The organism is Cupriavidus sp. IK-TO18 (genome assembly GCF_015549295.1).
GTDB classification, from domain to species: domain Bacteria; phylum Pseudomonadota; class Gammaproteobacteria; order Burkholderiales; family Burkholderiaceae; genus Cupriavidus; species Cupriavidus oxalaticus_A.
This window is the reverse complement of sequence record NZ_JADGMP010000035.1, coordinates 136,281-162,171: the sequence shown is the minus strand read 5'-3', so window position 1 is coordinate 162,171 and position 25,891 is coordinate 136,281. Positions and strand designations below refer to the sequence as shown.

Annotated in this window: 25 protein-coding genes and 1 pseudogene; 12 read left to right on the top strand and 14 right to left on the bottom strand. The window is 68.4% G+C overall.

The window, feature by feature from the left end; genetic code table 11:
* Positions 1-13: 13 nt before the first annotated feature.
* On the top strand, positions 14-817 hold the full coding sequence (locus tag IPF36_RS27765; RefSeq protein WP_135703766.1) for a BPL-N domain-containing protein: 804 nt from the start codon (positions 14-16) through the stop codon (positions 815-817).
* Between the two features lie 27 nt (positions 818-844).
* Positions 845-1,069 (top strand): PIN domain-containing protein, encoded by a 225-nt coding sequence (locus tag IPF36_RS27760; RefSeq protein ID WP_135703765.1) that lies wholly within the window; start codon positions 845-847, stop codon positions 1,067-1,069.
* A gap of 10 nt (positions 1,070-1,079) precedes the next feature.
* On the opposite strand, the gene IPF36_RS27755 is transcribed toward IPF36_RS27760, so the two are convergent.
* The 5 genes from IPF36_RS27755 to IPF36_RS27735 all read right to left on the bottom strand — a co-directional run bounded on the left by IPF36_RS27755 (position 1,080) and on the right by IPF36_RS27735 (position 6,616).
* Positions 1,080-2,153, bottom strand: a complete 1,074-nt coding sequence (locus tag IPF36_RS27755) for a DUF2955 domain-containing protein (RefSeq protein ID WP_135703764.1) — start codon at positions 2,151-2,153, stop codon at positions 1,080-1,082.
* Positions 2,143-3,321, bottom strand: coding sequence for an HlyD family secretion protein (locus tag IPF36_RS27750; RefSeq protein WP_195431516.1), 1,179 nt, complete (start codon positions 3,319-3,321; stop codon positions 2,143-2,145). Before IPF36_RS27750 ends, IPF36_RS27755 begins: the two co-directional genes overlap by 11 nt.
* Positions 3,318-4,892: an efflux transporter outer membrane subunit gene (locus IPF36_RS27745; RefSeq protein ID WP_195431514.1), complete on the bottom strand. Its 1,575-nt coding sequence runs from the start codon at positions 4,890-4,892 to the stop codon at positions 3,318-3,320. Before IPF36_RS27745 ends, IPF36_RS27750 begins: the two co-directional genes overlap by 4 nt.
* An 18-nt stretch (positions 4,893-4,910) precedes the next feature.
* Positions 4,911-6,032, bottom strand: a complete 1,122-nt coding sequence (locus tag IPF36_RS27740; RefSeq protein WP_195431512.1) for an AI-2E family transporter — start codon at positions 6,030-6,032, stop codon at positions 4,911-4,913.
* A gap of 143 nt (positions 6,033-6,175) precedes the next feature.
* Complete coding sequence (locus tag IPF36_RS27735) at positions 6,176-6,616, bottom strand: bacterioferritin (protein WP_133095259.1); 441 nt, start codon at positions 6,614-6,616, stop codon at positions 6,176-6,178.
* A 260-nt stretch (positions 6,617-6,876) separates the two neighbouring features.
* Here IPF36_RS27735 and IPF36_RS27730 point away from each other — a divergent pair, with 260 nt between their 5' ends.
* From IPF36_RS27730 to IPF36_RS27710, 5 genes are all read left to right on the top strand, one after another.
* Positions 6,877-7,740, top strand: a complete 864-nt coding sequence (locus tag IPF36_RS27730) for an adenylate/guanylate cyclase domain-containing protein (protein ID WP_133095260.1) — start codon at positions 6,877-6,879, stop codon at positions 7,738-7,740.
* 199 nt (positions 7,741-7,939) lie between these two features.
* Positions 7,940-8,395, top strand: coding sequence for an Ohr family peroxiredoxin (locus IPF36_RS27725; protein WP_195431510.1), 456 nt, complete (start codon positions 7,940-7,942; stop codon positions 8,393-8,395).
* Between the two features lie 137 nt (positions 8,396-8,532).
* Positions 8,533-8,994, top strand: coding sequence for a MarR family winged helix-turn-helix transcriptional regulator (locus IPF36_RS27720; RefSeq protein ID WP_135703760.1), 462 nt, complete (start codon positions 8,533-8,535; stop codon positions 8,992-8,994).
* A 34-nt stretch (positions 8,995-9,028) separates the two neighbouring features.
* Entirely contained in the window at positions 9,029-9,280 is a 252-nt protein-coding gene (locus IPF36_RS27715; RefSeq protein WP_133095263.1) for a hypothetical protein, read from the top strand.
* Positions 9,281-9,362: 82 nt separating this feature from the next.
* Positions 9,363-10,550, top strand: a complete 1,188-nt coding sequence (locus IPF36_RS27710) for an MFS transporter (protein WP_133095264.1) — start codon at positions 9,363-9,365, stop codon at positions 10,548-10,550.
* Positions 10,551-10,557: 7 nt separating this feature from the next.
* Here IPF36_RS27710 and IPF36_RS27705 read toward each other — a convergent pair whose 3' ends face one another.
* Entirely contained in the window at positions 10,558-11,463 is a 906-nt protein-coding gene (locus IPF36_RS27705) for a LysR family transcriptional regulator (RefSeq protein ID WP_135703758.1), read from the bottom strand.
* Between the two features lie 114 nt (positions 11,464-11,577).
* Here IPF36_RS27705 and IPF36_RS27700 point away from each other — a divergent pair, with 114 nt between their 5' ends.
* Entirely contained in the window at positions 11,578-12,597 is a 1,020-nt protein-coding gene (locus IPF36_RS27700) for an NAD-dependent epimerase/dehydratase family protein (protein WP_195431508.1), read from the top strand.
* Here IPF36_RS27700 and IPF36_RS27695 read toward each other — a convergent pair.
* The 5 genes and pseudogenes from IPF36_RS27695 to IPF36_RS27675 form a co-directional block, all read right to left on the bottom strand.
* Positions 12,551-13,579 carry a transporter gene (locus IPF36_RS27695; RefSeq protein ID WP_135703756.1) on the bottom strand — a complete coding sequence of 343 codons (1,029 nt, stop codon included), beginning with the start codon at positions 13,577-13,579 and terminating at the stop codon, positions 12,551-12,553. The genes IPF36_RS27700 and IPF36_RS27695 overlap by 47 nt on opposite strands.
* A 138-nt stretch (positions 13,580-13,717) precedes the next feature.
* Positions 13,718-14,415, bottom strand: a pseudogene (locus IPF36_RS27690) (M24 family metallopeptidase); the annotation flags it as partial.
* Positions 14,382-14,585 carry a tripartite tricarboxylate transporter substrate-binding protein gene (locus tag IPF36_RS34870; RefSeq protein ID WP_240745867.1) on the bottom strand — a complete coding sequence of 68 codons (204 nt, stop codon included), beginning with the start codon at positions 14,583-14,585 and terminating at the stop codon, positions 14,382-14,384. The pseudogene IPF36_RS27690 and the gene IPF36_RS34870, both read right to left, overlap by 34 nt.
* Before the next feature lie 30 nt (positions 14,586-14,615).
* A complete protein-coding gene (locus IPF36_RS27680) occupies positions 14,616-14,957 on the bottom strand; it encodes a hypothetical protein (RefSeq protein ID WP_135703755.1) in 342 nt (113 codons plus the stop codon).
* 94 nt (positions 14,958-15,051) lie between these two features.
* Positions 15,052-18,627, bottom strand: coding sequence for an indolepyruvate ferredoxin oxidoreductase family protein (locus IPF36_RS27675; protein WP_135703754.1), 3,576 nt, complete (start codon positions 18,625-18,627; stop codon positions 15,052-15,054).
* A 114-nt stretch (positions 18,628-18,741) separates the two neighbouring features.
* Between IPF36_RS27675 and IPF36_RS27670 the strand changes: the two genes are divergently transcribed.
* Complete coding sequence (locus tag IPF36_RS27670; protein ID WP_133095270.1) at positions 18,742-19,677, top strand: LysR substrate-binding domain-containing protein; 936 nt, start codon at positions 18,742-18,744, stop codon at positions 19,675-19,677.
* Positions 19,678-19,712: 35 nt separating this feature from the next.
* Here IPF36_RS27670 and IPF36_RS27665 read toward each other — a convergent pair whose 3' ends face one another.
* Positions 19,713-20,123: a cupin domain-containing protein gene (locus tag IPF36_RS27665; protein ID WP_133095399.1), complete on the bottom strand. Its 411-nt coding sequence runs from the start codon at positions 20,121-20,123 to the stop codon at positions 19,713-19,715.
* A gap of 283 nt (positions 20,124-20,406) precedes the next feature.
* Between IPF36_RS27665 and IPF36_RS27660 the strand changes: the two genes are divergently transcribed.
* A complete protein-coding gene (locus IPF36_RS27660) occupies positions 20,407-20,859 on the top strand; it encodes a cupin domain-containing protein (RefSeq protein WP_133095271.1) in 453 nt (150 codons plus the stop codon).
* Positions 20,860-21,443: 584 nt separating this feature from the next.
* Positions 21,444-22,295: a MipA/OmpV family protein gene (locus IPF36_RS27655; RefSeq protein WP_195431506.1), complete on the top strand. Its 852-nt coding sequence runs from the start codon at positions 21,444-21,446 to the stop codon at positions 22,293-22,295.
* Positions 22,296-22,336: 41 nt separating this feature from the next.
* Here IPF36_RS27655 and IPF36_RS27650 read toward each other — a convergent pair whose 3' ends face one another.
* Both IPF36_RS27650 and IPF36_RS27645 read right to left on the bottom strand, forming a co-directional pair.
* Entirely contained in the window at positions 22,337-23,638 is a 1,302-nt protein-coding gene (locus IPF36_RS27650; protein ID WP_133095273.1) for a UDP-N-acetylglucosamine 1-carboxyvinyltransferase, read from the bottom strand.
* Between the two features lie 182 nt (positions 23,639-23,820).
* Complete coding sequence (locus IPF36_RS27645; protein WP_133095274.1) at positions 23,821-24,882, bottom strand: VWA domain-containing protein; 1,062 nt, start codon at positions 24,880-24,882, stop codon at positions 23,821-23,823.
* A 74-nt stretch (positions 24,883-24,956) separates the two neighbouring features.
* Here IPF36_RS27645 and IPF36_RS27640 point away from each other — a divergent pair, with 74 nt between their 5' ends.
* Complete coding sequence (locus IPF36_RS27640; RefSeq protein WP_133095275.1) at positions 24,957-25,880, top strand: S1C family serine protease; 924 nt, start codon at positions 24,957-24,959, stop codon at positions 25,878-25,880.
* Positions 25,881-25,891: the final 11 nt, after the last annotated feature.

Sequence of the window (25,891 nt, the reverse complement as noted above, 5' to 3'; positions counted from 1 at the left end):
CGCCACGACCAGCATGTCCAAGCACAAGATCCTGACGTATGTCGACGCCGGCGCCTCCGACTGGACCGCCTGCCTGATGCGCACCATCGGCCACCAGCTGCAGGCCGGCGCCTACGAAATCCGCGCGGTCATGGCCGACGATATCCGCCACGACCCTACGCTGTTCGACGATGCGGTGATGTTCGTGATGCCGGGCGGCGCCGACCTGCCCTACTGCGCGGCGCTCAATGGCGCACCCAACGCGCGCATCCGCAGCTTTATCGAACGGGGCGGCGTCTACCTGGGCATCTGCGCCGGCGCCTACTACGCGTGCCGGGAGCTTGCTTTTCACGCCGGCACCTCGGGCGCGATCTGCGGCGCCCGCGAGTTGCGCTTTGTCGACGCGGTGGCGGTCGGCTCGCTGCCCGACCTCACCGGCGGACGCTTGTACGACGGCACGCCGCGCACCGCCGCGGCCGTGGAGATCCGCACCACCGATCACCTGACACCGACACCGGTCTCTCTCTACATGCACTACCACGGCGGCTGCCTGTTCGATTTCGGGGGTGAGCCCGGCCCGGGTACGCAGGTGCTGGCGGTCTACACCGGCATGGCCGGCTCCCCGCCTGCGATCGTGTCCGCGCGCGTGGGCTACGGGCGCGCCATCCTGACGGGGGTCCACGTGGAGATTTCCGAGCGCGAGTGCAAGGACGCGCTGCGCGGCCACAGCGACATGGATGCCCACGTGCACGTGTGCCACCGGCTGGCCGAGACCGGCGAAACCCAGCTGGCGGTCTTCCGCCAGTTGCTGGCGCATGGCGGGCTGGCGCTGGGATAAGACTTTCTACGTGATGCCGCACTGAAGATGCTCGACGAGGAGTTTGCCGAGCGGGTGCTTCCGTTCGACGAGAACGCCGCCGTGCACTATGCCGCGCTCGTTTCACAGCGAGAGCGCAATGGTCGTCCGATCAGCATGGCAGATGCGCAGATTGCTGCCATTTGCAGGCATAACGGCGCCACGCTCGCCACGCGCAACGGAAAGGACTTCGATGGGACCGGGATCGTTTTGGCCAACCCCTGGGTGGATTGATGCCGGGCATCTATTGCGACGACTGCGGTTGCCCTCTGCGCATCGCGCGCGGCTGGTCCAGCAGCTCGATCATCAGCCACGCGTACAGCGTGACGCCGATAAACAGCCCCATGCGCACGACAAAGGCGGTATAGACGTCCTTGCCGGCCGCGCTGTCCTGCACCGACTGCCCCAGCAGGATGACCAGCGTCACCAGCGTATTGAGCCAGAAACCGGGCGCCTGGCGCGAGGGGCTGAGCCCATAGAGCTTGCGCGCCACCAGCAGCGCAAACAGCAGCATCCACAGGAAATACATCCACAGGTGCACGAACAGGCTGAGCGCGCCCCAGAATGCGATCGCCAGCAGGCCGCCGAGCAGCGTCGAGCCCAGCAGCTCGCGGCCCGCGTTGCGCGCAGAAGTGGTGCAGCTCTGCCGGCCCAGGCTGACCGCCTTCATGATGATCGGCATGTAGGTGGTGGGATCGGTCATCGTGAGCAGGAAGGCTGGCATCACCACCAGCGCCGCGCGCAGTGCGACCCACGCCGCCAGGTCGTCCGGCAGCGCGCTGGCCGGGGGCGCCGCCGGTGTGCCCGCGGGCTCGGGAAAAAGCCAATGCCCGAGCGCCAGCGCCAGCACCGCCAGCAGCAGCCCCTTGACCAGCGCGGCAATGACCGTCACGGCCAGGCCGAAGTCGAAGGTGCCGGCCGACGAGATCATGGTCAGGCCGACCACCAGGAAGGTCGACACCAGGTTGTTGCCGCCGCGCAAGCCGTAGCGGAATGCCAGGAACAGGCACAGGCCGGTCAGCAGCACGCCGCTGACCGGGTAGTGGCGCAGCAAGGGAATCAGCAGCAGGCCGCTGCCGGTGGTCAGCATCACCACCAGCGCCAGGCCCACGCCGGTCTTGAACGCCAGCGGACGGTTCATGCTGGCGAGCAGGAATATGGCCAGCACTGGCGCGAGCATCGGGATCGGCAGGCCCAGGCCGAAGCTGGCCGCCAGGCACCACGCGGTGCCGCCGGCCAGGCGCAGCGCGCGCCGTGCGCGCGGCGAGGGCGGCGGCCGCGATGCCGCCGGTACCGTCGCCGGGCTGTCAGTAGACATAGGACAGCCAGCTCATCAGGTACAGGAAGGCGCGGCCGAGCGGGTTGAGCGGATTGCCTTCCGTCGGAAACGCCATGACCTCCGCCTGCCCGCCCACGCGCACGCCGCGCAGCGACGACAACTGGCCGGGATCGAATTCCACCGTCACCGGGAAACGCTGGGCCGGGCGCAGCCAGTCGCGGCTGTTCTGCACCGTCGGCAGGCTGCCGGGCTGCGTGGGGGGGCCGCCGACACTGACACCATAGCCGACACTGCGCACGCGCCCGGTGAAGACCCGCCCCGGCAGCGAATCCAGCACGATCGCCACCGGCGTGCCGGGCACCACGTGGCCAAGGTTGTTCTCGGTCATCTCCGCGTTGATCCATACGTCGTGGATGGTGATCAGCGTCATCACCGGATTGCCCGCAGCGGCAAACTGGCCGGTCTCGGTGCGCAGATCGGTGACCAGCCCGGCCGAGCGCGCGCGCACGCTGGTATTGGCCAGGTCCAGCTCGGCCTTTTCCAGCGCGGCGGCGGCGCTGCGCAGCTTGGCGTTGTCTTCGGCGCTGCCGCCCTCCTGCTCGCGCGCGCGCTGGACCTCGGCGCGGGCCGCGGCCACCTGCGCGGTGGCTGCTTCCAGGCTGGCACGCGCGATCTCCAGCCGGCGCAGCGATATGGTGCCCTGGTCCTCGCGGTACAGGCGCTCCAGGCGTTCGCTGTCCTGGCGCGCCTTGACCTCGTTGGCGCGCGCTGCGCGCAGCGCCGCCTGCGCCGATTCGATGCCGGCGGTGCTGGCGCCGATCTGCCGGCGCGTCGACTCCAGGTCGGCGCGCGCGCGGTCGGCGGCGATCCGGTAGTGCTGCGGGTCGACCTCGAACAGCACCGTGCCGGCCGCCACGTCCTGGTTGTTGCGCACATGGACGCGGGTCACGCGCCCCGCCACCTCCGACGCCACCGGCACCACGAAGGCCTGCACGCGCGCCTGCTGGGTATAGGGCGTGAGCCGGTCGGCCAGCAGGTACCACACCAGGCTCACGGCGATCAGCACGAGCACCCAGCGAATGCCTTTCCTGGCCGGATCGGCGGTCGCTGCCGCGGCGGGCGGCGGCGGCGGCGGCGGCGGCGGCGGCGGCGGCGGTGGCGATGCTGGCTCCGGCGGGACTGCTGCGGGCTGTGGCGTGTCGCTCATCGGGCCTCCGCGTTGGATACCTGCCGTGGTGTCGCCGGAACGCCCGCCCCCGCAGGCGCGGCCGGCCGCGCGGCTTCTTCGAACAGGTCGCCCCAGTTGGTGCGCTGCTGCATCTGCTGGCGCGTCGCCGGGTCGACCAGAGGCAGTTCGCTGTGCCAGCCGCCGCCCAGCGCCTTGTACAGCGCGATCAGGTTGCTCACGGCGCTGCTGCGGTTGAGCACGTAGGCATCCTGCTGGGCCGCCAGCGCCCGCTGCGCGTCCAGCACGCGCTGGAAGTCGGAATAGCCCTCGCGGTAGAGCGAGTTGGCCAGCGACAGCGAACGGTTGGCGGCGACCGTGCCTTCGCGCAGGATCTCTTCGCGCTCCAGCGACTTGAGCAGGCCGCTGGCGGCATCGTCGGCTTCGCGCGCGGCCTGCCGCACCGCGTCCTGGTAGGCCACGATCAGCTGCTGCAGGCGTGCGTCCTGCACCCGCACGTTGTTGCGGATGCGGCCATAGTCGAACACGTTCCAGCGCAGGCTGGGCCCGCCCACCAGCGCCAGCGTGTTGGGCGTGCCGGCCAGCGTGCTGGCGGACCAGACGATGCTGCCCAAGAGCGACAGCGACGGGTAGAGATCGGCCTCGGCCACGCCGATCAACGCCGACTGCGCCGCAATCTGCAGCTCCGCGGCGCGCACATCCGGACGGCGCACCAGCAGGCTGGCCGGCACGTCCTGCACCACGGCGCGGTCGAGCAGCGGGAGTGCCCCTTCCCGCTCCGCGAGTTCGGGCAGCTCCGGCAGCGCGCCGGGAGGGTGGCCCGCCAGCACCGCCAGCGCATTGCGCGTGCGCAGGATCTGGCCCTCGAACTCGGGGATGCTGCTGAGCGTGCCCAGGTACTGCGTCTTGGCTTGCTGCAGGTCGAGCTCGTCGGTCTCGCCGCTGCGGAACAGCCGCTCGGTGATTTCAAAGCTGCGCTGCTGCAGCCGGGCATTGTCGCGGGCGATGCGCAGCCGCGCCTCGGCGGTGCGCAGCGCGAAGTAGGTCTCGGCCACCTGGGCGCGCAGCAGCACCAGCACATCCTCGTGGTTGGCGCGCGCGGCAAAGTACGCGGCATCGGCCGATTCGATGGCGCGGCTGAAGCGCCCCCAGAAATCCAGCTCCCAGCCGATGTCGAAGCCCGCGCTGAACTGCCAGAAGCGGCTGTTCTGCGGGTTGCGCCCGCCGGCCTGGCGGCTGGAGGTGTACAGCGCATCGGTGCTCACCTGCTGCAGCTGCGGGTAGCGGCCGCTCTGGGCGATGCCGAGCTGCGCGCGCGCTTCCATCACGCGCAGGCCGGCGATGCGTAGTCCGGCGTTGTTGGCATCGGCCTCGGCGATCAGGCGCTCCAGCGTCGGGTCGCCGAATACCTGCCACCACTGCCCCAGGTCGGGCGCCAGGCGCCGTTCAGTCGCGCCCTGCAGCGCCGGGCTGTCCCATGAGGCCGTCCACGCCTCGCGCTGCGGCTGGAAGTCGGGGCCCACCCGCGCGCATGCGCCCAGGCACAGCACGCCGGCCAGCAGCATTCCGTTCGGCCGGTTGCGCACGGGCATGAGGCGAACCGGCCTGCACTATTCCGCGGTCTGCTCGATCGATTCGGGCACCGGCTGCGCAGGCTGCGGAGGCGGCTGGTCTTCGACCCACTGCCAGAACAGCCGGTAGGCCACGGCCAGCATCACGGGACCGATAAACAGCCCGATGACGCCGCCTGTCACCATCCCGCCCAGCGCTCCGATCAGCACCACCGGCATCGGCACGTCCACGCCGCGGCCGAGCATCAGCGGCTTGAGCACGTTGTCGGCCAGTCCCGCGATAAAGGTGTAGACGGCAAAGATCACGGTCCCCCCGGTGGCACCCTCGGCGGCAAAGACAAGGATGATCACCGGGATGGTGATCAGCGTCGCCGGCAACTGCATGATGCCGAGCAGCAGCACCGCCAGCGCCAGCAGGCCGGCGCCGGGAATACCCTTGATCACGAAGGCAACGCCGATCAGCAGCATCTGGATGAAGGCGATGCCTACCACGCCCTGCGCCACCGCGCGGATGGTGGCGGTGCACAGCATAGCCAGCCGCGGGCCGCGCTCCGGGCCGAACACGCGCGAGGCGATCTGCCTGGCGCTGTGCGTCCCTTCCTCGCCATAGGCCATGATGATGCCGGCGATGATCAGCGCGAACAGCAGGACCAGCAGGGCCACGCCGACGCCGGCGAGCTTGCCCAGCAGCGCCAGGCTGACGCCCTTGAGTTGCGGCATCAGCTTTTCCATCACCGCTGTCATGTCGGTGGCGGCCTGCAGCCAGAAGTCGTAGAGGCGCTGCCCGACGAACGGCCACGCGGCGACCGACTCCGCCGGCATCGGGATATGCACGCGGTCCTCCCTGACCATGGCGATGGCGTTCTCCACGGACTCGACCAGCGCCTCGCCCAGCAGGTAGGTCGGCACCAGGATGATGGCGAGGACCAGCACCACGATCAGCGTGGCAACGCGCCCGTCATGGCCGCCCAGCCGCGTGCGCAGCCGAACCTGCAGCGGGTACATGGTGACCGCCAGTATCACCGACCACAGCAGCAGGTCGACAAACGGGTGGAAGATCTGGAAGCAGAAAACCGCCAGCACGGCGATCAGCCCGGCGCGGATCAGGACGTCAAGCAACCCGCGGGACAGCGCCTTCTCGGAAATGGGCGTGGGCAACATCGAGCGTCTCCCCGCGGTGAAAGCCGCAAAGGTTCACATCGGTACGCCAGGCTTGTACTCAGCGCCGGCCGAAATCCAGTCTAGGCGAGCCCGGGGGCTCGGGCAACCTTTTCGTCACCCGGGCCACAAACCCGCCCATCAACCTAGGGCTGTCCGGGCTTGCGCAGCATCTTGTCGACCTCGCCGGCATGCAGTTCCTCCAGCTGGATCGACTCGCGCGCATATTCTTCCAGCGCCACCGAGCGGCCCTCGACCAGGGTCAGCAGCTGGCGGTACAGGTCCAGCGCCTGCCGCTCGGTCGCCAGCGATTCGCGCAGGATGGTGCCGATGTCGGTGGTGTGGCTGTCCAGCAGCGCCGCGATGCCGAGCGAGGGATACGCGCCCAGCGTGGTGATCCACTCCCCGGCCTGCTGCGCATGGAGCAACGATTCGTTGGCCTGTTCGCGCAGCCAGGACACTACGGGAATGCGGCCGAAGCCGAACACCAGAAAGGAATAGTGCGTATAGCGCACAACCCCGGCGAGTTCGGCTTCCAGTATCTGGTTCAGCACCCCGACGACCTTGTCTTTCTCGATTTCCGCCATGGCATCTTCCTCCCGCGATGCAGAGACAAAACAGAGGGACAAACACAGGCTGATTCATTCTAGTCGGCGCCACGCCACACCTGAGGCTTTGCGCACCGGCGGCGAGCGCGTGCGGGCCAGCAATCCGCCAGTGGAATTCCTATCATGCAGACGTGGCGCGCGCCCGCAGCAGCCCGCGCTGCCCGCCCGGAAAACTGACAACTTCGCCGGTGATGCAAAAGGATCCAGGTTCGCCAGCCGACCAATGCGACGGCGCCGTGATGTTCGCGGACATCTGCGACAGCACGCGGCTTTACGACAAGGCCGGCGACGCGGTGGCACTCGCCGCCATCCGCCAATGCCTGGCGCTGATGAAGGCGCGCGCCGCGCTCGCGCAAGGGCGCGTGGTCAAGACCATCGGCGACGAAATCATGGTGCTGTTCCCCGCCGCCGATCACGCGATGCAGGCCGCACTCGACATGCAGGAGGGCGTGGCCGGGCTGGCACCGATCGCCGGCATAGCCTTGTCGATCCATATCGGTTTCCACCATGGCCCGATCCTGTCGGACGAAGGCGGCGACGTGTTCGGCGACACGGTCAACCTGGCCGCGCGGCTGGTCAAGCTGGCCTCGCGCGGACAGATCATCACCAGCAAGCATGCCGTGGAGCAGCTATCGGCACCGCTGCGGCAGATGACGCGCGCGCTGTATCCGATCCAGGTGCGCGGCAAGCTGCAGCTGATCGAGCTGTACGAGGCGATCTGGCAGCAGAACACCGAGCTGACCCTGGTCGCCCCGGTTGATGTCGCGGCGCGCCGCTCGCTGTTCCTGTCGCTGCGCTACCGCGACACGCTGTTCGAGATGGACGCCACCTCGGCGCCGCTGACCATCGGCCGCGACAGCACCATGAGCATCGTCATCCTCGACCGGCAGGTGTCGCGCTTCCAGGCGACTGTCGAGCCGCGCGGCGGCCGCTTCGTGCTGATCGACCGCAGTTCCAACGGCACCCATGTCCGCATCGACGGCGAAGACAGCCTGATGCTGCGCCGTGACGAGATCACGCTGCGGGGCCACGGCTGGATCACGTTCTCCGCACCCGGCGATGCCGGCCAGGAGGCGATCGAGTTCTTTGTCGAGGAAGACTGAGGCGGCTCCCGCACAGTTGCACGGTGGCGTGGAAATTCTCCTTGACTTCAGCCGGTCCGTATCCCATCATGCTTTCCATCGCATGCGATTGAAGCGTTTGCGATAGATCAGCGACAGCTGATTGTTTTTCCCCGTACATATCGCATGCGATGCAATCGCACAAGATATAAATACCACCTGACCGAAAGGAACCCCCGCCATGAGCAAGATCGACAAAGTCCTGGCCACCGGCAAGACCTACACCACCCTCAGCGCCGCCGGCAACACGCCCCGCGGGCATGACGGCACCGTCGACATGCGGCTGTCGTCGCCCGGCAGCGAAGCCAACCCCCACCATGTCTTCGATGGCAGCGATGCGCATCCCACCGCCGAGCGCCTGTTCGCGGCCGCGTGGTCGGCGTGCTACATCAGCGCGGTAGGCCTGGCGGCCAAGACGCACAAGCTGACCCTGCCGTCCGACCTGGCCGTCGAGATCGAGGTGGACCTGGGCCAGACCGGCCGCGAGTACCTGCTGCAGGCCCGCCTGAACGTGCGCATGCCCGGCGTGCCGCATGACGTGGCGACGGCGGTGGCCCATGCCGCTGACGAAATCTGCCCGTACTCCAAGGCCACGCGCGGCAACATCGACGTGGCGATCAACGTCATCACCGGCTGACGCAGCCGCGCGGCCCCGGTCCGTGCCTAAAAGGCACGGACCGGGGCCCATGGGTCGCATCCGGTTATCGCATCCCCGATACAATCGCATACGACCTATAATTTCCCGCAGCGTCATCCAGACACGGGAGCCAGACCATGAAAGCCACCGACAAGGCCGCCGCCGCGGACCCCAAGCTGTCCGATTTCCTCTGCTTCGCCGTCTATTCCGCCAACCTGGCGTTCGGCAAGGCGTACAAGCCCGTCCTCGAACAACTGGGGCTGACCTACACGCAATACATCACCATCGTGGCGTTGTGGGAGGAAGACAACCAGACCGTGGGCAGCCTGGGCGAGAAGCTTTTCCTGGAATCGAACACGCTGACGCCGATCCTGAAGAAGCTCGAAGCCATGGGATACGTGGAACGGCAGCGCGATCCCGAGGACGAGCGCCAGGTGCGGGTCAGCCTGACCCGCACTGGCCGCCGCCTGCGCGAAAAGCGCCTCGAAGGCAGCCTGGCCGAAGCCACCGGCCTGGCGCCGGACGAATTCGCACGCCTGCAGAAGGCGGTGGCGACGCTGCGCAACAACCTGATCCGGTCGGTCAGGTCCGGCGACTGAAGCCGGCCACCGCCCTGCATTACGAGCTACTGACATGAACCAGGCATCCACCCCGTACAGCCCGATCAGCTGCGAATTCCACGACCTGCTCGAAGCGCTGGCCACCGTGCGCCGGCCCGCCGTGATCCGCTATCGCGACCAGGATGGCGCGGCGCGGCAAGTGACGGCGACGATCACCGATATCTTCAGCCGCGAGCGGGTGGAGTTTGTCTCGCTCGGCACGGGCGAGGCGCTGCGGCTGGACCAGCTCGTCGAGGTCAACGGCGAGAAGCTCCGCGACTACTGAGCCCCGCTCCCGGCCCTACTCCCGGCCCTACCCCCGTCCTTGCCCTATCCTTCCAGGGAATACACCGGGCAAGGTGGGCCGCATGCGCGCATTGATCTTCTGCTCCGTGCAGTTCCTGCTGGCGGTCACGTGGACCCTCTACGTGGCGTTCCTGCCGCAGCTCGCCACGCAGGCAGGCATCCCGCGCGCGCAGGTTGCGTGGATCCTGGTGATGGACCAGGTGATCTTCGTCGCCATGGACCTGGCGCTGGGCATCGCCGCCGACCGTGTCGCCAACGGCATGCGCCGGCTCGGCGGCTGGATCCTGGCGCTGTCGGTGGTTTCCGCGCTGGCGTTCGTGCTGCTGCCTTCGGCTTCCTCGCCGGTGCTGCTGCTTGCCCTGACCGCGTTGTGGGCCGCCACCTCTTCGGCCCTGCGCGCGCCGCCCATGGTGATCATCGCGCGGCGGCTGCAGGGATCGGCTTCGTCGTTCCTGGTGTTGGCGTCGCTGCTCGGCATCGGCCTGGCCGGCGCGGTGGCACCGGTGCTGACGGCGCGGCTGCGCGAGGCTTCGCCGTTGATCCCCTTTGCCGCGGCCAGCGCGGCACTGGTGGTGGCCGTGGTCGCGCTGCGCTGGGTTGAATTGCCGCCGGCAAGCCAACGGGCTGACGCGGCGCCGATTGCCAGTGCCGGCCCGCGGCGCCTGTGGCTGCTGTTCGCAGCGGTCTGGCTGCTCGCGCTGGGCTTCCAGGTCCACACCGCGATCAACTCCGGACCGGCCTACCTTCGCTTCGTTGCCAGCGCCGAGCTGGTGCGGGTGATGCCGGCGTTCTGGATCGGCTTCGCGCTGTGCGTGCTGCTGCCCGAGACACCATGGCTGCGGCGCTTTCCCGCCTGCGTGCTGCTGCTCGCCGCGTCGGTGCTGGGCGCGCTGGCCTTGTCCGGGTTCATTGCCGCCGCTTCGCTGCAGGCGGTGCTGGCCGCGCAATGCCTGGCCGGCGGCATGTGGGGAATCATGTTTGGCGCGGCGGCCAATGCCGCGCTCGATGCCGGGCGTGTGGGCCGCGAAGGCAGGCTCACCGGACTGGTGTTTGCCGTGCTGGCCATCGCCGCTTTCCTGCGCATCGCCGCGGTGGCCTCCGGCGCCGCCAAGGGCGCGATACTGGCCAGCCTGATGCCGTGGGTGCCGGCGCTCGCATGGAGCGCGGGGGCGCTGCTGCTGGCGTTCTTCGTCGCGGCAAACCTGCCCTATCTCGCCACGCGCGCTCAGGTAGCAAGGCCACCGGCGTGATGCCGGACTAAGGCCCCATCGTCGCCGTTCCGGCGTAGTCGCGAAGTCCTGCGACCAGCGCGGCAAACGTCACCGCGCAGCGCGCGCTGCCGCGCAAGTCCTCGTGCATCGCTACCCAGGTATCCATCGCCACCGAAAACTCGCTGCGCAACACCCTGACCAGCCCCGGGTCGCGGCCCGCGAGCGCGGCATGGCACACGCCGATGCCGAACCCGGCGCGGATCGCGCCCAGCTGGGCCAGGTCGCTGTCGGCGCGAAAGGCCAGGCGCTGGCGCGAGAACGCCGGAAAGCGCTCCAGCAAGCGGCGGATGAACAGCGTCTCCCGGTCGAAGCCGATCATGGCAAACCCCGGCAGTTCCTCCAGCGACTGCGGCACGCCGTGCGCGGCCAGGTAGCGCTCATGCGCATGCAGCCCCAGTTCGATGCCGCCGACGCGCTGGGCCACGAGCGCATCCTGCTCGGGCCGGAACATCCGCACGGCGATATCGGCTTCGCGATGCAGCAGGTCGTCGACGCGGTTCGACAGCACCAGTTCGATCTCCAGCGCCGGGTGGGCTTCGCGCAGTGCGGCCAGGATCGGCGGCAGCACTTCGACGCCGACGACCTCGCTCGCCGACAGCCGCACCGTGCCGCGCACGCCGGCGCCGTGCCCGCTGGCCGCGCGCCGCATGGCCGCGGCCGTGGCGGCGAGTCCGGCGGCATAGGGCCGCAGCGTGTGTGCGGCGTCGGTCGGGGCGAAGCCGTCGAAGGAGCGCGTGAAGAGCTTCAGGCCCAGCGCGGCCTCAAGACTGTCGATATGGCGGCCGACGGTCGGCTGCGTCAGGCCCATGGCGCGGCCGGCAGCCGACAGCGAGCCGGTTTCCAGCACGTGGAGGAAGGTGCGGTACCACTCCCAGTTCGGTTCGCCGGCCATGCCTATGCATTTTTGTTTAGCAACCAGCCGATTATAGGCAATTTTCTTTTTGCCGAGATGCCCGCAAACTGGCCTGCATCAGACCACGACAGCACCCATGCCAAGGAGAATCCCATGTCCAGGATCGCGCTGTTTGGCGCCGCCGGCGCCATTGGCCACAGCATCGCCGCCGCACTGGCAGGCCGGGGCGAGCCGTATCGCGTAGTCGGCCGCGATGCGGCGCGCCTCCACCAGGCCTTCGGGGCCGACCCGCTCGCCGAGATCGTCGCGTGGGACCCCGATTCGCCGGCCTCCGTCCAGGCCGCGGCGAGCGGCATCGACACGCTGGTCTACATGGTCGGCGTCGACTACTGGCGCTTCGACCTGCACCCGGAACTGCTGCGCAAGACACTGGATGGCGCGCTCGCAGCGGGCGTCAGGCAATTCATCCTGATCGGCACCGTCTACCCCTACGGACGCGTCCAGGGCGGCAATCCGGTCAGCGAGGACCACCCGCGCGCGCCGCATACCTTCAAGGGCCGCATGCGCAAGGCGCAGGAAGACCTGCTGATGCAGGCCGACGCCGCCGGGCGCATCCGCGCCACGGTGCTGCGGCTGCCCGACTTCTACGGCCCGGGCGTGCAGGCCAGCCTGCTGCACCGCGCCGCGCAGGCTGCCGTATCCGGCGGCACCGCGGACATGATCGGGCCGATCGATGCGCCGCACGAGTTCGTCTATGTGCCGGACGTGGGGCCGGTGGTGGCGCGGCTGGCGGATACGCCCGCGGCCTTCGGCAGGATCTGGCACCTGGCCGGCGCCGGCGCCACGACACAGCGCGAACTGGTATTGGAGATGGAAAGGCAGACCGGCCGCCGGCTCAGGCTGCGCATCGCCGGCAAGGGCATGCTGCGCCTGCTCGGGCTGTTCAACCCGTTCATGCGCGAACTGGTCGAGATGCACTACCTGATGACCGATCCGCTGATCCTGGACGATGCCGCGCTGCAGCGGCTGATCGGGCCGATCCGCAAGACGCCCTACGCCGAGGGCATCCGGCAGACGCTGGCGGCATGCCAGCCTGGCCGGCACGCCGCCAACCTCGCCAACGTCGCTAACCTGCCTGCTTGCGAAACGCCCAGCGCCCCGCCAGCACAGTGAAGCTGGCCACCAGTGCCACCAGCACCCAGAAGCCGTGCGGATGCTCGGCCAGCGGGATGCCGCCCACGTTCATGCCAAAGAAGCCGGCCACGATATTGATCGGCAGCGCCAGCACGGTCACCAGCGTCAGCGTGAACAGCGTGCGGTTGGTCTGCTCGTTGAGCTTGGCGGCGATCTCTTCCTGCAGCAGCTTGATGCGTTCGACCAGCGCGGCAAGGTCGTTGAGCACCAGCGAGAACTCTTCGGTCGATTCGCGCAGCTCCTGCAGGTCGGTTTCCTGCAGCCACGCCGGCGGCCGGTTCAGCAGCCGGAACAGCGCGCCCGGCTCGGGCGCCAGCAGCCGTTGCAGCCGCACCAGGCCGCGCCGCATCGCGCCCAGATCGGCGCGGTTGCCCTGCAGCCGCTGCGACAGCAGCTGGTCCTCGATCTGGTCGACGTTCACGCCGGTCTCGCGCACGATCTGCACCAGCACGTCGGCCTGGTCGCGCAGCAGGTGCACCATCAGGTCCGCCGGCGAGCGGAACGCCTCGCCGTGCCGCACCGCCTCGCGCAGCCGGTCCACCGAGCGCAGCGGCCGCGCCCGGGCCGTGACCAGCAGGCGGTGGTCAGCGTGGGCCCACATGGTCGAAATGTCCGTCGATGAGACGCCGAAGTTGTAGATCACATCGTTGACCACGGCCAGCAGCGCGGTGTCCAGACGCTCGATCCGCGTCGAGCGCGAGCCCTGGCGCAGCGCCTCGAAGTATTCGTCCGGCAGCCCCAGGTGCCCCTTCATCCAGCGTTCGCAGGCGCTGTGGGACAGGTTGAAATGCAGCCAGACGAAGCAGCGCTCGTGCGCGGCAGCCGGCGGCGCCTGCTGCAGCCAAGCCGCCGCGCCCCGCGAATCGATCTCGCGCATGGCCCCGCCGGGCGCGAACAGGAAACCGCTGACCAGGCCGACCGGGTCCGATCCATAGCCCGCCTCGACAATGCCCGCTTGCATGCCTGCTCCCTTCACATGGAATTTGCCTCGCGCGACGTTATCACGCCGCAATGACAGTGTCGGAAAATGAAGGCGCGGGTGGTCCCGGGTCTGGTCTGTGCGTTTGCGGCTTCCGGCGCCGCCCTGCCTTGTCGGCCCCTACAACACCGTCGCGTACTCCAGCGTCTTCGGCGTCTTCACGATCACCTCGGGCACTTCCCGACGATGACCGTGTCATCGAGCCGGAATCCGCCCAGCCCGTAGACGTACAGCCCCGGCTCCGACGAATACACCTCTCCCGCCAGCAGCGCGCGCGTGTTGAAGGCCATGTCTTCGGGATACTCGTGCAGCATCAGCCCGACCGCATGCCCGGTGCGGTGGAACACGTACTGTCCGCAGCCGGCCGCTTCGATCACCGCTTGTGCGGCGGCGTCCATGTCGCAGACGCACCGGCCGGGCACCGCGGAGGCGACGGCGGCATCGGTCGCGCGGGCCGCGACCTGGTAGAGCCGCGCCTGCTCGTCTCCGGGCCGGCCGCAGAACCATGTGCGCTCGTTCTCGACATAGAGGCCGTTCAGCCGCGGCAGTATGAGATTGACGATGGTGTCGCCTTCGGCGATGCGCGATCCGCACGCGGCGCCGTCGCCATGCGGCGAGGCCGAGGCCGGGCCGGTGAGCGTCCAGCACTTGAGGATGTCGAAGTCCTCGCCGGGAAAGCGCCGGGCGGCTTCCTCGACCATCAGCGCCGCCATGGCGTGATCGAGTTCCTGCACCAGGCGGCCGGGGCGGATGCTCTCGCGGTAGCGGTCCTGCACCCAGTCGGTCAGTGCGCCCAGCTCGCGCATGACTTGCAGTTGGCCAGCATCGCCACGCCGGTCAGGTCCTTCGACGGGTTGTACGGCAGCTTCGGATACAGGAAAGGATTGAAGGCAAGGTTGGAATCGCCGGCGATAACTTTCCCGCCGAAAGATAACGATGCGCAACTCGCCGGCATTTCTCCCCCGGCAGTGATCGCTGCGCTATTCATGCCGATGGTTCTTAAAACCCGATAGCCGGGTCAGCGCTGGCCGGCATCGAAGGCCTTCTGCCAGACATCGTGGTCTGGCGGATAGACCGCGTCGAAATGCTCGCGCAGCGCGGCGATCTCCTGCACGATCGCGAACGAAAAGCCCTGGCGGCCGCCGCGGTCGTCGAACTGCAGGCCGTTCAGGTAGTGCCGGCATCCGACCGCATCGAACCACTTGGCGGCGACGGTATTGACGATGCGGGGGAAAGCCCGCCCCAGTTCTACCGGACGGACCGCGTCGGGCAGCTCGGCCATCCAGCGGATGGTCTCGCGGCGCAGCGTCAGGTCATCGTCCGTGGCGGTCTTGCGGTGGAAGGCGGGGTCTTGCGTCAAGGGAGTCTCCGGGTGCAGCCGGGAGGATAGCCGATTGTGGCCGGACCATGCCAGGTCCGGCCAGCCCGGGCTTTTCCCGGTTGCACGCCGGCGCTCAGGCCGCGGCCCGGCGCGCCGCCCCGCGATACTCCGCCAGCAGTGCTTCGCGGCGCGCGGCCGCTGCCTGCATGCTGGCTTCCTTGACATGGCCGTAGCCGCGGATGTCGTCGGGCAACGTGGCCAGCGCCAGCGCGGTGTCGAGCTTGTCGGCGCCCAGCGAGGCGGCGAACTCGTCGACCATGGCCAGGTAGTCGGCCACCAGCGCGCGCTCGGCGCGACGCTCCGCGGTCTTGCCGAACACGTCGAACGCTGTGCCGCGCAGGCCTTTCAGGCGGGCCAGCAGGCGGAAGGCGGTCAGCGTGCGCGGGCCGAAGCGGCGCTTCACCGGATGGCCCTTGCTGTCGGTCTTGCCCGCATTCGTCAGCGTGGGCGGGGCCAGCCAGAAGTTGAGCTGGTAGTCGCGGCCGGGCTCGCCTTCGAACTGCGCGCGCAGCTTGTCGAGGAAGGCCGGGTCGGCGTACAGGCGCGCCACCTCGTACTCGTCCTTGTACGCCATCAGCTTGGCCAGGTTGCGCGCCACCGCTTCGGTCAGCGGCAGCTTGCGGTCGGCGCCCAGCTTCTGCTCGGCGGCGCGGATACGCTCGACCGCTTCACGGTAGCGGCTGGCGTACGCGGCGTTCTGGTAGTCGGTCAGCATCGACTCGCGCTTGCGGATCAGCGTGTCGAGCGTCTGCGGCAACGCCACCACGTGGGCCGTCTGCGCCGGCGCATCCGGCAGCAGCGCCTTCACGGCAGCCTCGCCGTGGTGCGCGAGATACCGGCCCCATTCGAACGCCTGGCGGTTCTTGTCGACCGACACGCCGTTGAGTTCGATCGCGCGCAGCAGGCTGGCATGCTGCAGCGGGATCCAGCCTTTCTGCCAGGCAAAGCCGAGCAGCAGCGGGTTGGAGTAGATGGCATCGGCCAGCAGCGTCACGGCCCAGGCGCTGGCGTCGATAAACGCGCTGGCCTCGCCCACGCTGTTGCGCAGGTCCTGCTCGGCGCTGGCGCCGGGGAACTTCCACTTCGGGTTCTTGATGAACTCGGCGGTCGGGGTGTTGGCGCTGTTGACCACCGCAGCGGTCACGCCGTGCCGGGTCTTGGACAGCACCTCGGCCGAGGCCGAGACGATGGCGTCGCCGCCGATCACCAGCCGCGCGTCGCCGGTGGCGATACGCGTGGCATGCAGGTCATGCGGCGCCGGTGCGATCTGCACGTGGCTGATCACCGCCCCGCCCTTCTGCGCCAGGCCTGCCATGTCGAGCACGGTGACGCCCTTGCGCTCCAGGTGCGCGGCCATGCCGAGCAAGCCGCCGATGGTCACCACGCCGGTGCCGCCCACGCCCGTCACCAGCACGCCATACGGCCGTTCCAGCGCGGGAAGCGTTGGCATCGGCAGCGCCTCGAAATCGGCGCCGGCGCCCTTGCCGCCCGCCGCCGCGGGCTTGCGCACCTGCGCGCCCTCGGCGGTGACGAAGCTGGGGCAGAAGCCGTTGACGCAGGAGAAATCCTTGTTGCACGACGACTGGTTGATCCGGCGCTTGGTGCCCAGTTCGGTCTCCAGCGGTTCCACCGACAGGCAGTTGGACTTGGCCGAGCAGTCGCCGCAGCCTTCGCACACAGCGTCGTTGATAAAGGCGCGCCTGGCCGGATCGGGATACGTGCCGCGCTTGCGGCGGCGGCGCTTCTCGGTGGCGCAGGTCTGGTCGTAGATCAGGACGGTGACGCCCTCGGTGTCGCGCAGCTCCAGCTGCACGGCATCGAGCTGGTCGCGATGGAACACCGTCACGCCGGACGGCAGCATGCTGCCGTCGCCGTACTTCTGCGGCTCGTCGGTGACGACGACCAGCTTCTTGGCGCCCTCGGCCAGCACCTGGTGGGCAATCTGCGGCACGGTCAGCACGCCGTCGATCGGCTGGCCGCCGGTCATCGCCACCGCGTCATTGAACAGGATCTTGTAGGTGATATTGGCCTTCGCCGCAATCGAGGCGCGGATCGCCAGCAGGCCCGAGTGGAAATAGGTGCCGTCGCCCAGGTTGGCGAACACGTGCTTGTCGCCGGTGAAATGCATCTGGCCGGTCCACGCCACCCCTTCACCGCCCATCTGGCTGAAGGTGTCGGTATTGCGGTCCATCCACAAGGTCATGTAGTGGCAGCCGATGCCGGCCAGCGCGCGCGAGCCTTCCGGCACGCGCGTGGAGGTGTTGTGCGGGCAGCCCGAGCAGAACCAGGGCTTGCGCTCGGCCGAGATGCGCGGCTGCGCGGCCTCGCGCTCCTTGGCCTCGATCACCGCGACGCGCGCGGCGATGCGGGCGCGCACGGCTTCCGGCAGGTCGAAGCGCTCCAGGCGCCGGGCGATAGCCTTGGCGATCAGCGCCGGCGACAGCTCGTAGTGCGCCGGCAGCAGCCAGTTGCCGCGCGGCACCGACCATTCGCCGCCGTCGTTGCCGCGCTGGTCGAACTTGCCGAACACCTTGGGCCGCACGTCCTCACGCCAGTTGTACAGCTCTTCCTTGAGCGCGTATTCCAGGATCTGGCGCTTCTCTTCCACCACCAGGATTTCTTCCAGGCCGGTGGCGAACTCGCGCGCGCCATGCGCCTCCAGCGGCCACACGCAGCCTACCTTGTAGACGCGAATGCCGATGCGGGCGCAGGTCTCGTCGTCGAGGCCAAGGTCGGCCAGCGCCTGGCGCACGTCCAGGTAAGCCTTGCCGGCGGTCATGATGCCGAAGCGCGCATTGGGCGAATCGAGCACCACGCGGTTCAGGCGGTTCGCGCGGACATAGGCGAGCGCCGCATACCACTTGTGGTCGAGCAGGCGCGCTTCCTGTTCCAGCGGGGTATCGGGCCAGCGGATATTGAGGCCGCCGGCCGGCATGGCAAAGTCTTGCGGCAGCACCACCTGCACGCGGTCGGGGTCGATCTCGACCGAGGCGGTCGACTCGACCACATCGGTGACGCACTTCATCGACACCCACAGGCCGGAATAGCGGCTCATGGCCCAGCCGTGCAGGCCGTAGTCGAGGTATTCCTGCACGTTGGCCGGATACAGCACCGGGATGCCGGCGGCCTGCAGCACGTGCTCGGACTGGTGCGCGACGGTGGAGGACTTGGCGGCATGGTCGTCGCCGGCCAGCAGCAGCACGCCGCCATGGCGCGACGAGCCGGCCGAATTGGCGTGCTTGAGCACGTCGATGGACCGGTCCACGCCCGGACCCTTGCCATACCACATCGAGAACACGCCATCGCGCGAGGCGTTGGGGAACAGGTTGACTTGCTGCGACCCCCACACCGCGGTGGCGGCAAGGTCTTCGTTGACGCCGGGCTGGAACACAACATCGTTGTCCGCCAGGTGTTTCTTGGCCTTCCACAGCGCCTGGTCGACACCGCCCAGCGGCGAGCCGCGGTAGCCGGAGATAAAGCCGGCCGTGTTCAGGCCGGCGGCGCGGTCGCGCGCCTTCTGCAGCATCGGCAGGCGGACCAGCGCCTGGACCCCGCTCATGTAGACGCGGCCTTTGTCCAGGGTGTACTTGTCGTCCAGGCTGGCGCTGGCGAGGGTGTCGAGGAGGGTGTGGGGTAGCGGTGCGTTCACGATGTCTCCGTGCTTATTCTGGTGTCCGGAGCAGTGTAGGAATCCCGCTGGTTATCGTAAAATCAAGAATTCCCACACCTGATATCTGCAAAACGGATATCCCCGGAGACATACATGGCCAAGGCGCGCGAGAGCTCGGAGAGACTTGCCAAGGAAATCACATTGCGGCAGTTCCGCTACTTTGTCGCGGCGGCGGAAACCGGGCAGTTCTCGATGGCGGCCACGGCCGAGCATGTGTCGCAGTCGGCGGTGACCAACGCCGTGCTGGCGCTGGAGCAGCGGCTGGCCGTGCGGCTGTTCGAGCGGCGCCCGCACGGCGTGACGCTGACGGCGGAAGGCCACCTGTTCTACCAGCATGCGCGCCAGATCCTGGATTCGGTCGAGGATGCGCTGCGCGAGCCGCGCTTCCAGGTGCACGGCCTGCAAGGCAGCGTGCGCCTGGCCGCCTCCTATACCGTGCTCGGCTACTTCCTGCCGGGCTTGCTGGCGCGCTTTCGCACCAACTACCCGGACATCGAGCTGGACCTGCTTGACATGGACCGGCCGGATATCGAGCGCGCCGTGCTGGCGGGCGAGATCGAGCTGGGGATCGCGCTGCTGTCCAACCTGGAACGGCCGCAGCGCTTCAAGCGCCACACGCTGATGCGCTCGCGCCGCCAGCTGTGGACCTCGGCCAGCCATCCGCTGCTGGACATCGAGCGGCCGTCGCTGCGCGACGTCGCGGCTTACCCGTACATCCTGATCACGGTCGACGAGGCCGAGGAATCGACCATGCGCTACTGGCGCAGCCTGCGGCTCTCGCCCAATATCGCCTTCCGCACCGGGTCGATGGAGGCACTGCGCGGGCTGGTCGCGCACGGCTTCGGCGTCACCGTGCTGTCCGACATGGTATACCGGCCGTGGTCGCTGGAAGGCAAGCAGATCGAAGCCCGGCCCATCGCCAACGCGGTGCCGGACATGGAGGTCGGCATGCTGTGGCAGCCGGGACGCAAGCTGGGCAAGCCGGCCGACGCGCTGCGGGAGTTCCTGATCCACGCGTGCGGCAGCTGAGGGCTCGCCGGGCCGGTCGTCCTCACGGTTGCGCCCTACTTCACCGGCGTCAGTATCGGCGCCCCCTTGTTCTTCAGCAGCATTACCAGGAACTTCGCCGGCTGCGTCTTGCTGGCGTTGTGCCCCACCGAGTGGATATCGTCAGGGCCTTCGTGCCAGGTCTGGCCGGCGGTCAGCGTAACTTCCTTGCCGCCCCTGACGCCCATCACGATGGTCCCTTCCAGCACATAGATAAATCCATGCGCATCGTGGCGATGTACCGGGTCGGCACCGCCGGGCGGATATTCCACCATGATGATCTGCACTTCCTTGCCCGGGTATTGCGGCAAGGGCTCGGTCGTCAGCAGCGTGACCTTGGCTTCCGGGGGTGCCGCCACCGCCGGCTGCAGGGCCAGCAGTCCGCTGAGCACCAGCGCGACGATGCCGTATGGTCTGGCGCGCTTCATGCCGTTGAACAGCTCGTGCGATTGCTTGATGTTGTGGATGCGCTGCGGCATGGTATCTCCTGCTGGATGGGGACTGCGGCGCCTCGGCGGCGCCTGCAACAAAGCGTAGTTGGCTGGCATGGCCGCCGCCAGTGCATGCCGACCCAGGCCGGCACCGATGCGCATGGAGATCCACTAGGACAGCCCGTTTCCCGCGCCTAGAATAGGCTGACACCACGGCACCCCGGCGCGGGGCGCCGCTGCCATTCCCGGATCCAGGTCCCGACAAACGGAGGCGCGCATCATGAAGCCAGAACCCTTTGTGGTAACGCCGGACGCCTATGCGCGCGCGCTCAACGTAGTTGGAGAGAAGATCACCGTGCTCGCCTCCAACGCCGCCACGCAGGGCTACGAGGTCTTCCTGCAGCAGGGCGACGAAGGCACCGGCCCACCGCCGCATTGCCATGACTGGGACGAATCGTTCTTCGTGACCCGCGGGACGATCGAGATCGGCTATGGCGGGCAGGCCTTCCAGGCGGTCGCCGGCACCTTTGTCCATGTGCCGGCGGGCACGGTCCACTACTTCCGTTTCGGCGCCGGGGGCGGCGAAATGGTTTCGGTCACCAGCCACAACGGCAACGCCTCGCGCCTGTTCACGCGGCTGGATGAGGAAATCGCGCCCGGCGCACCGGATTTCGACAAGCTGCTGGCCGTGGCGCAGGAATGTGGCGTGACCGTGCCGCCACCGGAGCACTGATGCCGCTGGCCCCGCTGCTACGTTGCACCGACCTTGGCTGGCCATCGCCGCTTGCATATGGTTCTGCGTACACCTTCATTCCCCTGCAGCCATGGCTCGACTATGGTGGAAGCGTTCCCCCGGGCATGCCAGTCACCGGGGGCCGCAAGGAGGGTTATGGACCTGCTCGACTGGATCACCGCCGTGGCAACCGTGGTTCTGGTGTATGCCGCGTTGCGTCATCCGCTCTATCCGCCCGGCTGGAACGGCCGGAAAGACGACCGCTCGTGATGGGCCGCCGCTGGGCGGCCCTTTGTGATTTTGCTCATGCCACTGACAGTGTGTAGGGTATGAAGCCCTCACGCCGCCGCGCGAGTGGGTACGGCTCTTGCGCCTGCGCTGGCACATCGGGCCCGCAGAGGAGAGTTGCCGTGCGCACACCTGCCAGTATTGCCAAACACCCGATTCCAGGATGGCGGGGCGGGAAGATGGTGCATGTGCATGGCGTCAGCGTGGTGACGCCTCCCGACCCGGTGCGCTGAAAAGGGCCGCACGGCCTGGCAGGCGTGTAAATTTTGCAGGGCGCGCAATCTCCCCGGTACGATATGCGGCGATGCAGGCGTTGCGGCGCGCTGGCGCTCGCCGCCGCGGCATTTGGCACGACCTGCGCGGCACAGGATCTCGATGAGGTAGAACGACCGCTTTGGGAAGTCGGGCTCGGCCTCGGCGGCATCACCGTGCCGCACTACCGTGGCTCGGACCAACGCGCCAGCCTGCTGTTTCCCGTGCCCTATTTCATCTACCGTGGCGAGCACCTGCGCGCCGACCGCAATGGCGTGCGCGGCAAGCTGTTCGACAGCGACCGCGTCGAACTCAACGTCAGCCTGGGACTTTCGCTGCCGGTGGAAAGCGGCGACGACGAAGCGCGCCGCGGCATGCCCGACCTGAAGACAGCGGTGGAAATCGGCCCCTCGCTGAACCTGACGCTATGGCATTCCGACTCGGACCGCACCCGCCTCGACCTGCGGCTGCCGGTGCGGCTGGCCCTGACAGTGGAATCCTCGCCCCGCTCGATCGGCTGGATCTTCTCGCCAAACCTGCATCTCGACATCGCCGACCTGGGCGGCTTCGCGGGCTGGAACCTGGGCGTCACGGCCGGGCCGCTGTTCGCCACCGCACGCTACAACCAGTACTTCTATGCCGTCGAGGCGCAGTTCGCGACCGCTACGCGGCCGGCCTACGCGGCCCATGGCGGCTACGCCGGCAGCATGGCGATGGCGACGCTGTCGCGCCGCTTCCGCCATGTCTGGCTGGGTGCCTTCATGCGCTATGACCGGCTGGACGGCGCCACCTTCGAGGACAGCCCGCTGGTCCGGCGCAAGGACGCGTTCGCGGCCGGCGTGGCACTGACCTGGATCTTCGGCGAATCAGCGACGCGGGTTCCCAGCCGGGAATAGCGGGTAAAAGCACGGCGGGTAAAAGCGCGCGCGCACGACGATCATTCCTCGCTGGTCCACTCGACATGGACGCCGAGGCTGCGCAGGTTCTCGACAAAGCGCGGATGCGCGCGCCGGATCGGCGTGGCGTTGCGGATTTCCGAGCGGCCTTCGATGCTGGCCGCGACCATGAACAGCGCGATCGCGACGCGGATGATGTACGGGCTTTCCACCACCGCCGGCGTCAGCGGATTGCCGCCGAAGGTGATCAGCCGGTGCGGGTCCGACTGGAACACATGCGCGCCGAACTTCGACAGCTCGCCGGTCCAGCCGAGCGCGCCGTCGTAGATCTTGTTCCAGAACATCGCATTGCCCTGCGCACGCACGCCCAGCGCGATAAAGATCGGCAGCAGGTCGACCGGGAAATACGGCCACGGCGCGGCCTCGACCTTGGTCAGCACATTGCTGGTAAAAGGCGTCTGCACCTTCAGCGGTCCCTGCAGCAGCGCGCGCGACCAGCCGTCCTCGTGCACTACCTGCACGCCGAACTTGGCGAAGGTGCGGTCGATCAGCGGGAAGTTGCCCGGCGTGCTGTTGCGCACCACCACGTCGCCGCCGGTGATCGCGCCCAGCGCGAGGAAAGTGGTGATCTCGTGGAAATCTTCCTCGAAGGTGAACTCGCCCCCGCGCAGCCGGCCGCCGCCGCGCACGGTCAGCCGCGAGGTGCCGATGCCGTCGATGTCGGCGCCAATCATCTGCATGAAGCGGCAGAACTCCTGCACGTGCGGCTCGGACGCGGCATTGGTCAGCGTCGATTCGCCTTCGGCAGCGGCCGCGCACAGCACGAAGTTCTCGGTGGTGGTCACCGAGGCATAGTCGAGCCAGTGGTGCGTGGGCTTCAGCGGCTCGCCGCTGCGCACCAGCAGCGAGCCGCTGGCGCGCTCTACCGCGCCGCCGAACGAGCGGAAGATGTCGACGTGCGGGTCGATCTCGCGCACGCCCAGCGTGCAGCCCTTGACGTTGTCTTCCAGCCGCGCCACGCCGAAGCGGGCCAGCAGCGGCGGCACCAGCATGATAGACGAGCGCATTTCTTCCGGGAGCCGGTGCGTGGCTGCGTCGAAAGTGGTGTCGCGGTGGTGCAGGTCGAGCGTACCGGTGGCTTCATCGAGACGGACATCGCTGCCCAGCATGCGGAAAATATCGAGGATCTTGCGGACATCGGTGATGTCCGGCACGCCGTGCAGGCGCAGCGGCTGGTCGGTCAGCAGCGTGGCGCAAAGCACCGGCAGCACTGCATTCTTGTTGGCCGAAGGGATGATGCGGCCGCGCAGGGGCGTGCCACCGTGGACGATGAGATTGGACATGGGCGATGCGGTCGGGTGGCGGGAAAGGCAGATCCGGCAGATCCGGTAAAACAAGCGTCCGGCATTGTACTGCCCCAGCGCACCACACCGGCTCGTGCAGAGAAGCGCCGCTGATTCCGCAGGCTATGAAGTGACCGGTACGCCCGTCACCGCGTGACGCGGCCTGCGCCTGCCGGCGCCGGTCAGCGCCGGAACCACAGCAGCGACAGCCCGGATGCCAGCACCAGCAGCAGCACCGCTGCCGCCGACAACAGCGCACTCAGCTCGGTTTCCCGGCGCTCCAGCGCGAAACGGGCGCTGAGCTGGCGATAGACCCTGGTCAGGTCGGCGGCCGATCCTGCCTGGAAGTACTCGCCGCCAGTCAGCGTCGCCACCGCGCGCAGCGCCGGTTCGTCGAGCTGCATGAAGTACGCCAGGCTCGACTCCGGCACGCCGCCGCCCTGGGGCGAGCCGAAGCCCACGGTATAGACGCGCACGCCGCGCTCGGCCGCCATGCGCGCGGCATCGATCGGGTCCGGCCCGGTGGTGCGGCGGCCGTCGCTGAGCAGGATCACCGCGCCATGCCGGTATGCGCCGGGCTGCATCGGCTGGCGTTCCTGCCCGCGCTTGCGCGCGGCCTCCGCGGCGGCGGCCTCGTCGAGCGACGGCGGGCGGCCGAACGGGGTTGCGCTGTCGCTGAAGAGTATCGCCTCCAGGTCGATGCCGTCATCGGGAAACAGCACCGCCAGCGCCTGGATCAGCCCGCTGCCGGTGGCGGTGCCGCGTTGCAGCTGGACCCGATCGAGCGCGTCGAGCATATCCTGGCGATTGCTGGTCGGCGGCAGCACCACGGTCGCGGTGGCGGCAAAGGACACGATGCCGAGCCGCACGCTGGCCGGAAGTCCCACGACCAGGTCACGCGCGGCCTGCTGCGCCGCGGCGATGCGCGTGGGCGGCACATCGGTGGCCTCCATGCTGCGCGAGATGTCCATGGCCAGCACCAGCGTGATCGTGTCGGACGGCAAGGTGACGGTCGCGGTGGGCCGCGCGCACGCCAGCAGCGCCGCGCCCAGCGCGACCAGGAACAGCATTGGGGGGATGTGACGCCGCAGCCGTTGGCGCCGGCCCAGCGCGGCGCGGGGCAGCGCAAGGCTGGCATACAGCAGGGCGGATTTCTTGCGCCGCGCGAGCAGGTACAGGTAGGCAGCTGCCAGCACCGGTAGCGCCAGCAGCAACCAGAGCATCTGCGGCCAGAGAAACTGCATGCCCTGCTCCTTGGCGCGTGGTTAAGAGGATGGTACTGTATTTTTTAAGGCGGGACGGGACCTCGGGGGCAGCGATGAAACGGGTGACGATCTACGGGCTGGCCTCGGCGGCGGTGGTCGTGGTCATCGCGGCGGGCGCGGCCATCGCCTGGTGGTCGCAGCCGCCACCCCGCGTGCTCAAGCAGGCAGATATCGACGCCGCGGTGCTGCACACGCTGCGGACCAAAAGCCTGCCGTCGCGCACCGCCAGGGCAGCAGAGGCGGTGCGCGAATCGGTGGTCGAGATCCGCAGCTATACGCCGGCGGAGGATCCCGTGGAAGCGGCCTCCGTGCCGAAGGCGAAGCGTGATCCCCCTGCCACACGCCGCAAGTCGTCACCAGCCTCGCAACCTGCGCCACAGGACGAGCTGGCCAAACGCGAACCGCCCGACGGCAAGGACCCGGCCGGCGGCAAGCGCGAAGCGCGCCACATCGGCTCGGGCGTGGTCGTGACCGAAACCGGCATGGTGCTGACCAGCTACCACGTCGTCGCCGATGCCAAGCGGCTGGAGGTCAGGTTCCACGACGGCCACATGGCCGAAGCCACCGTGGTGCAGGCCATCCCCGAGAAAGACCTCGCCGTGCTCCGGCCCAAATCCATTCCCGACGACCTGCCGGCGGCGACACTCGGCTCCAGCCGTGATCTGGCGCCCGGCAGCGAAGTCGTGGCGGTCGGCTTCCCGTTCGGCATCGGCCCGTCGGTGTCGGCCGGCGTGGTCTCCGGGCTCGACCGCCATTTCGTCTCGCCCGACCGCAAGCAGAGCCTGGACAAGCTCATCCAGTTCGACGCGGCCGCCAACCCGGGCAACTCGGGCGGGCCGCTGGTGAACATGGACGGGGAAGTAGTCGGCATCGTCACTGCCATCCTCAACCCTAACCAGAGCGGCACTTTCCTCGGGATCGGCTTTGCCGTCACCATCGAGAGCGCCGGCGTTGCCATCGGATCTTCTCCTTTCTGAAACGTGGGGGC

Coding starts and splice junctions, on each gene's coding strand:
- IPF36_RS27765 (WP_135703766.1), top strand. CDS start 14: ATGTCCAAGCACAAGATCCTGACGTATGTCGACGCCGGCGCCTCCGAC.
- IPF36_RS27760 (WP_135703765.1), top strand. CDS start 845: ATGCTCGACGAGGAGTTTGCCGAGCGGGTGCTTCCGTTCGACGAGAAC.
- IPF36_RS27755 (WP_135703764.1), bottom strand. CDS start 2,153: ATGTCTACTGACAGCCCGGCGACGGTACCGGCGGCATCGCGGCCGCCG.
- IPF36_RS27750 (WP_195431516.1), bottom strand. CDS start 3,321: ATGAGCGACACGCCACAGCCCGCAGCAGTCCCGCCGGAGCCAGCATCG.
- IPF36_RS27745 (WP_195431514.1), bottom strand. CDS start 4,892: ATGCCCGTGCGCAACCGGCCGAACGGAATGCTGCTGGCCGGCGTGCTG.
- IPF36_RS27740 (WP_195431512.1), bottom strand. CDS start 6,032: ATGTTGCCCACGCCCATTTCCGAGAAGGCGCTGTCCCGCGGGTTGCTT.
- IPF36_RS27735 (WP_133095259.1), bottom strand. CDS start 6,616: ATGGCGGAAATCGAGAAAGACAAGGTCGTCGGGGTGCTGAACCAGATA.
- IPF36_RS27730 (WP_133095260.1), top strand. CDS start 6,877: ATGTTCGCGGACATCTGCGACAGCACGCGGCTTTACGACAAGGCCGGC.
- IPF36_RS27725 (WP_195431510.1), top strand. CDS start 7,940: ATGAGCAAGATCGACAAAGTCCTGGCCACCGGCAAGACCTACACCACC.
- IPF36_RS27720 (WP_135703760.1), top strand. CDS start 8,533: ATGAAAGCCACCGACAAGGCCGCCGCCGCGGACCCCAAGCTGTCCGAT.
- IPF36_RS27715 (WP_133095263.1), top strand. CDS start 9,029: ATGAACCAGGCATCCACCCCGTACAGCCCGATCAGCTGCGAATTCCAC.
- IPF36_RS27710 (WP_133095264.1), top strand. CDS start 9,363: ATGCGCGCATTGATCTTCTGCTCCGTGCAGTTCCTGCTGGCGGTCACG.
- IPF36_RS27705 (WP_135703758.1), bottom strand. CDS start 11,463: ATGGCCGGCGAACCGAACTGGGAGTGGTACCGCACCTTCCTCCACGTG.
- IPF36_RS27700 (WP_195431508.1), top strand. CDS start 11,578: ATGTCCAGGATCGCGCTGTTTGGCGCCGCCGGCGCCATTGGCCACAGC.
- IPF36_RS27695 (WP_135703756.1), bottom strand. CDS start 13,579: ATGCAAGCGGGCATTGTCGAGGCGGGCTATGGATCGGACCCGGTCGGC.
- IPF36_RS34870 (WP_240745867.1), bottom strand. CDS start 14,585: ATGAATAGCGCAGCGATCACTGCCGGGGGAGAAATGCCGGCGAGTTGC.
- IPF36_RS27670 (WP_133095270.1), top strand. CDS start 18,742: ATGGCCAAGGCGCGCGAGAGCTCGGAGAGACTTGCCAAGGAAATCACA.
- IPF36_RS27665 (WP_133095399.1), bottom strand. CDS start 20,123: ATGAAGCGCGCCAGACCATACGGCATCGTCGCGCTGGTGCTCAGCGGA.
- IPF36_RS27660 (WP_133095271.1), top strand. CDS start 20,407: ATGAAGCCAGAACCCTTTGTGGTAACGCCGGACGCCTATGCGCGCGCG.
- IPF36_RS27655 (WP_195431506.1), top strand. CDS start 21,444: ATGCGGCGATGCAGGCGTTGCGGCGCGCTGGCGCTCGCCGCCGCGGCA.
- IPF36_RS27650 (WP_133095273.1), bottom strand. CDS start 23,638: ATGTCCAATCTCATCGTCCACGGTGGCACGCCCCTGCGCGGCCGCATC.
- IPF36_RS27645 (WP_133095274.1), bottom strand. CDS start 24,882: ATGCAGTTTCTCTGGCCGCAGATGCTCTGGTTGCTGCTGGCGCTACCG.
- IPF36_RS27640 (WP_133095275.1), top strand. CDS start 24,957: ATGAAACGGGTGACGATCTACGGGCTGGCCTCGGCGGCGGTGGTCGTG.